The 1,384-nt window shown below is 53.0% G+C and carries 1 protein-coding gene; it reads left to right on the top strand.

Annotated features, from left to right (window positions below; all coding sequences use genetic code 11):
- On the top strand, positions 1–641 hold a 641-nt coding region (locus ACR0EL_RS21470; protein WP_480502188.1), incomplete at its 5' end, for a (2Fe-2S)-binding protein.
- Positions 642–1,384 lie beyond the last annotated feature (743 nt).

Genomic DNA, 1,384 nt, shown 5'->3' with positions numbered 1-1,384 from the left:
GTGTAACTGACCCGATTTCTGGTCAGCCGGAAAGCAAATCAACAGCAGTATCTGTTCGACGTATGAGAGCAGCATGGTACGGTTTCGCCGTTTCAGCCGATGCAGCGTTCCCTGAAGCAGAGTATTCGGCGACAGCCAGAACAACCAACGGCTACAGGATGGAGTTGGCAGGGAACCAGATTATTGAAGACTGGGAAAGGACTGCTCGCGTTTGGTTTGGTTTACCGGATGCGATGGCGACTTCGGTAGAAGATCCCAAACGCGGCTCTTATAGAATTGCGCTGTCAGACGGTCAGCGCATTCTGGCAGTGCTCTTCGTCTCGCGCCGACCTATCACCCTGATGCGAGACTATTTGGCAACTTTGCCTGAGGTAACGCCTCAGCAGATTCTGTCTGGCCAGTCATCTGTTGGTTCTGAGGACTGCGGGCCAATCGTCTGTTCGTGTTTCGAGGTCGGATTAAAAACCCTTATCCGCGCCATTCACGACAAGCGTTTGATCAATATGGACGATATCGGAGACGCCCTTAATGCGGGAACGAACTGCGGTTCATGCCGGCCAGAGTTGGCTGACTTGATCGCCGAGCATTCGAAATTGATCAGCAATAAGCCTAAGAAATGCCCGCATGAACAATTGGGGTAGTCTCAAGGTTCTTGATGCAGGACTGCAGTCTGTTTTGGTTGAGCAGAAATTTTCTTCTCTGACGCCACGCGCAATTGCAATGATACCGATCGACCAACCGCAGTTCAGGGCCGCGCTCGGAAGCGAGGCGACAAATGTCGCTGTTCGTTGAACAGGTTTGACAGATACTCGGTTGTCTGAGACTCTCCCAACACTCGCAAAGGATATTCTGACAATGGACCAGCATACTTTCTGATCCCGCCGCGCGCTGACCTAAATGGCAGAATGCGCACCGAAACACTCCTGCGGAGGTCTCTGACAATGGACACACGACGCTAGCCCCTTGTGGGCATTCGTAGTCGTGCATCTGCGCGACTTAACCTTCTTTTTGTCATGAGGAGCAATATGCCCTTTAAGCCACCAAAAATCGCTCTTGTGCGAACCCTACCTGCTGCGGAGGACACATCGAAATCTGCGAATCGTGTGAAGACCAAAGCCAAACCGCCGCGTGACCTGCGCATGAAAATGCCACGACGAACGGCCAAGCGGATGAACATGCCCGGGAAAGCGGGCGGTCGTTAGAAGCTGGTGCGGGGTGCGTTTTTTTTGCCCCGCACTTCTAATCTGAATGGCCAACGGAGAAGCGCGCACTAGAGCGTGCATTACAACCCAGTGTTTGAATTGAAGGTCGGTGCGGAACGGTTCGCGCGAAACTCTGGTATAACCGCTCAATTTATGCAGGTCTACGCTGGCGTTTGCGGCCA

Source organism: Ruegeria sp. AH12 (assembly GCF_056541465.1).
The sequence above is the reverse complement of the archived record's forward strand: the minus strand, read 5'-3'. Positions and strand labels throughout refer to the sequence as shown.